This window comes from Vicinamibacteria bacterium (assembly GCA_035620555.1).
In the GTDB taxonomy this organism is placed as follows: domain Bacteria; phylum Acidobacteriota; class Vicinamibacteria; order Marinacidobacterales; family SMYC01; genus DASPGQ01.
This window is the reverse complement of sequence record DASPGQ010000789.1, coordinates 1-4,178: the sequence shown is the minus strand read 5'-3', so window position 1 is coordinate 4,178 and position 4,178 is coordinate 1. Positions and strand designations below refer to the sequence as shown.

Annotated in this window: 5 protein-coding genes; 4 read left to right on the top strand and 1 reads right to left on the bottom strand. The window is 61.4% G+C overall.

Going from position 1 to position 4,178, the window contains the following annotated elements:
* Positions 1-358 (bottom strand): hypothetical protein (locus VEK15_31735; GenBank protein HXV65310.1); only part of this gene is annotated, 358 nt, incomplete at its 3' end.
* A gap of 461 nt (positions 359-819) precedes the next feature.
* Here VEK15_31735 and VEK15_31730 point away from each other — a divergent pair.
* The 4 genes from VEK15_31730 to VEK15_31715 all read left to right on the top strand — a co-directional run.
* Entirely contained in the window at positions 820-2,820 is a 2,001-nt protein-coding gene (locus tag VEK15_31730) for an ATPase, T2SS/T4P/T4SS family (GenBank protein ID HXV65309.1), read from the top strand.
* Between the two features lie 103 nt (positions 2,821-2,923).
* Positions 2,924-3,124, top strand: a complete 201-nt coding sequence (locus tag VEK15_31725) for a hypothetical protein (GenBank protein HXV65308.1) — start codon at positions 2,924-2,926, stop codon at positions 3,122-3,124.
* 246 nt (positions 3,125-3,370) lie between these two features.
* A complete protein-coding gene (locus VEK15_31720) occupies positions 3,371-3,670 on the top strand; it encodes a putative Ig domain-containing protein (protein HXV65307.1) in 300 nt (99 codons plus the stop codon).
* Between the two features lie 117 nt (positions 3,671-3,787).
* Positions 3,788-4,178, top strand: a 391-nt coding sequence (locus tag VEK15_31715) for a MerR family transcriptional regulator (GenBank protein ID HXV65306.1), incomplete at its 3' end; no start/stop codon positions are given.

The following is a 4,178-nucleotide window of genomic DNA, read 5'->3' as shown; positions in this document are numbered from 1 at the left end:
AGGGGGGATCGAAGGAGATCACGTACTTCGCCGCCGCCACGCCGACGAAGATCTCCCCGTCGAACGCAATGTTGACCGAGCTCGCTACGATCTTTCTATTCCCGGCTCTCTTCCATGTACCCAGCGTGTCGCTGAAAGACTCGCCGATGACCCCGAGGCTCAAGAACTGTTCGGACAGGATTACGGTCACGTTGCCGTCGCGGCCAAGCTGCAGGATCACGGCGTCGTCCCCGCCGTTCGACAAATACGTCCCCGCGACTCGTTCCCCGAACTCGGATCGATTCTCGGCGATGGCCAAGCCAACGGCCGATGACAAGACGAACGTTGCGGTCGAAACGAGTAAAACGAGCTGGCGCATCACAGTCTCCTTTCGGGGTCTCAGTCCACACCGCGGCCTCTTCAGAGCGAAATTTGAATCGCGCGCTCCGCCGAGCCTTACGGCGGACCAAGGATGGGTTTTTTTCCTTCCAACCCGGTCGAATTCTAAACCAGGTAATGCAGGCGATGCTCGCCAGCTCCGCAGAACGAAGCATCGCTGTTGGTCCGGTTCGTTTGCGCGCAGGGATTCCCCTACAACGTACCGATCCGGTACGCCGACATGGGTCGCGGCGACTCACGGAAGAAAGGCCAACCGAGCTCGATAACTCGTTCCCACCATGGAGTTTGCCTTATCCCACTGGCACTTTCTGACGTCCGGCCTTCCCAAGATTCGACAACCCGAGCGTCTCGTTCTCTGGCATGCGACTTGCGTAAGCACAACCAGAACCGATCCGTATGAGCGCGGTGCTGGCAACCCCAAGATCTACTTAGAGGACCAACCTGAAAGAGAAACTCGGAGAAATACTCGTCGGCTGCGGGCTCATTACTCAGGAGCAACTCGAGGAGTGCCTCGAGTGTCAGCGAGAGGAGCGAAAGCGGCTGGGCGCGATCGTCGTCGAAAAGGGTTATGCCAAGGAAATCGACATCGCCCGCGCCCTGGCGAAGAGGCTCGCCCTGCCGTTCGTCGACCTGAGCTCGACGGACATCGAGGCCGAGGCGGTCGCCGCCGTCGACGAGAAACTGGCGCGAAAGCACCAGGTGTTTCCGATCAAGCTCGCCGAGAAGGGCATCAGTCTCGCGATGTCCGACCCGCTGGACATCTACGCGCTCGAGGACGTCCGCTTCCACACCGGGCACGAGGTTCTTCCGGTCATCAGTCTGTCGAAAGCGATCAACGCGGCGATCAATCGGCACTACAACGTTGCCGAGACGCTGAACGCTCTCATCGGGGACATGCCTCCCCAGTCGATAGCGATCGAGGTCATCAACAAGGGCGAGCCGCGGCTCGATGAACAAAAGCTCCGCCGGTTGAGCGAGGCCCTCCCGGTGGTGCGCGTCGTCAATCTCATCCTCGCCGAGGCCATCCGGGAAAAAGCGAGTGACATCCACATCGAGCCCGGAGAAAAGCAGCTCATGGTTCGCACCCGGGTGGACGGAATCCTGCAAAACCGGATGACGCTCCCGAAATGGATCCAGCCGGCGGTGACTTCTCGAATCAAGATCATCTCTCGACTGGACATTGCCGAGAAGCGGCTTCCTCAAGACGGCCGGCTCCAGGTGCGCATCGACGGTCAGCGGATCGATCTTCGTATCTCCACCCTTCCCGCGAAGCACGGTGAGAAGGTGGTCATTCGTGTTCTCCCACGAACCGCGCTTCCGTCGCTCGAGAAGCTCGGGATGGACGAAGAGACGCTCTCGACGTTCCGCGAGCTCGTGAACCAGCCCCAGGGCGTGGTGCTCGTAACCGGGCCGACGGGCAGCGGCAAGACGACGACTCTGTACGCCGCGCTCGGCGAGATGAAGGTCCGCACGCTGAACATCGTCACCCTCGAGGACCCGATCGAGTTCGGAATCGATGCGATCAATCAGGTGCAGATCAACGAGAAAGCCGGCCTCAGTTTTGCCGTCGGGCTCCGTTCGGTGCTGCGTCAAGACCCGGACGTGATTTACGTCGGAGAAATGAGAGACGAGGAGACCGCTTCGGTGGCTCTGAAAGCGTCGCTGACCGGGCACCTGGTGCTCTCGACTTTGCATACGAGCACGGCGTCTTCCGCCGTCGCGCGCCTGGTCGACATGGGCATCCCTCCGTACCTCGTGGGCTCGGCGGTGACCGCGGTGTTGTCGCAAAGGCTCCTCCGTGTCATTTGCGAGCATTGCAAGGTGCCCACTTCGTATACCGACAGCGAGCTGGCTGGGCTCAAGACGATCCTGACGCGACGCCACAAGACGGACTGGCGCGTGGCTTTTCACCCGAGCGTGGGGCGAATCGAGTCGGGACATTTCAAGGCGTGGGTCGACAAGCTACTGACCGTCAACCGACCCGCGAGGTCGCTGCAGCTCTACGAGGGTGAAGGCTGTTCGGAATGCTCCGGAACCGGCTATTCGGGTCGCACCGGCGTCTTCGAGCTCCTTCGGGTCACCCCTTCGGTACGGGAGCTCATCTACCACAAGGCCTCCGAGGACAAGATCATCAAGGCCGCCGAGAATTTCGGCATGCGGAGTCTTCTGCACAAGGCCTGTGACCGGCTCATCGCCGGCGAGACATCGCTCGAAGAGGTCGTTCGCGTGATGGCGACCGAGCGAACCAATGAGCTCATCTGCAAGCGGTGCGGAGCCGAGCTGGAGTCCGACTTCGTTGGCTGCCCCTACTGCGGGCTGTCGAGTTTGCCGTCCTGCCGCTCGTGCGGCCACCGGATCGAGCCCGAGTGGAAGTTCTGCGCCTACTGCAGGCAGCCGCTCGAAGTCCGCGCCTCGGCCCCTGGGTTTGGCCAGAGCGGATAGCGTCCTTCCGCCTCTTTCTCCCGAAAAAAGCCGAACGCGTCCGTCTTCACTATCAGGGAGCCGACGCTCGGGACCCATGAGATCCCGGCGAATCGGAGGGTCGATGAGGAAGAAGTGGGAGATGCTGGTAGGCAGATTCCTTCGGATCGCGAATCAGGTCGGCGAAGGCCTTGCGACCGCCCACGAACGCGGCATCGTCCGTCGTGACGTGAAGGCGGAGAACATCCTGGTCGCGAAGGGCGAGCCGGTCGAGCTGGACTTCGGCTATCGGGTCGCTCCCTCGAGTCGGGCGAAGCGGAGGTAATGATACCGACCGGTTCCCGTCAACCGTCGGGGTCAATCGTCGCGTCCACGCATTCTCGAAGCAACCGACTCTTATCTCCTTATATAATGCAGCTGCCGCCAGAACCGTCGCTACGGTTTCCACTCGCTTTCTTGGGATACGCCCGGGGAGAAGATTGTGACAGGGATATCACGCACGAAGAGACCGGGACCGCCGTGGGCGTCCCACCCGACTCTCAGACACAGAGCCGCTGGACTTCTGGCTTCGATGCTAATGCTTGCTTTGGGTGGGTGCTGCGATCAAGCCATTCTGACGAACCAGCTGCCTCAAGGGCAGGTGGGCGGTGCCTATTTTGCTTCCCTGCGAGCCGAATGCGACGTCGGCCAGTGGTTCCTGATCTCGGGAACTCTTCCACCCGGCGTGGGTTTCAACGACGAAGGGGTCATCAGCGGCGTCCCGAGCCGCGCGGGAATCTTCACGTTCACCGTGGGCGTCACCAAGACAGGGAGCGTCGCCCCCTCGGACGTAAACGTCTCGAAGGGATTCGAGATCGTCGTCGTCGAATAGCGCCCGGCTGGCCCCGGCGGAGGGGGGCGTGCCTCCGGAAACATCGTACGCGCAAGCCGCGAAGCAGGCTAAATGCGACAGTTGAAAATACGCCAGTAACTGTCGTATTATTGCTTCGTGGTATCTGACGAATACTCAATCGGCGAGCTGGCCAACCTCGGCGGTGTTTCCAGGCGCACGGTTCGTTATTACGTTCAGGAGGGACTCATCCCTCCTCCGCACGGTTTGGGCCGGGGAGCGCGGTACGACCGCGCCCATCTCGAGCAGCTCTTACGTGTGAAAGCTCTGCAGGAGCGCGGACTTACGCTCGACGAGGTTCGGCGAGCGATTGGCTCCAAGCAGGAGCTGCCCGCGTCCGAGGTCGTACCCGAGCACATCTCGAGGTCTCACTGGACCCGTGTCGAGATCCTGCCCGGGCTCGAGCTTCACGTTTCGAGCCGGCACCGGATTCCATCCCCCGCCCAGCTCGACGAGCTCGTCCACTGGTGCCGACGTCATTTCCATCAAG

Bases quoted from the DNA above. Each gene is read 5' to 3' on its own strand.
- VEK15_31725 (HXV65308.1), top strand. From the start codon at position 2,924: ATGAGGAAGAAGTGGGAGATGCTGGTAGGCAGATTCCTTCGGATCGCG.
- VEK15_31720 (HXV65307.1), top strand. From the start codon at position 3,371: ATGCTAATGCTTGCTTTGGGTGGGTGCTGCGATCAAGCCATTCTGACG.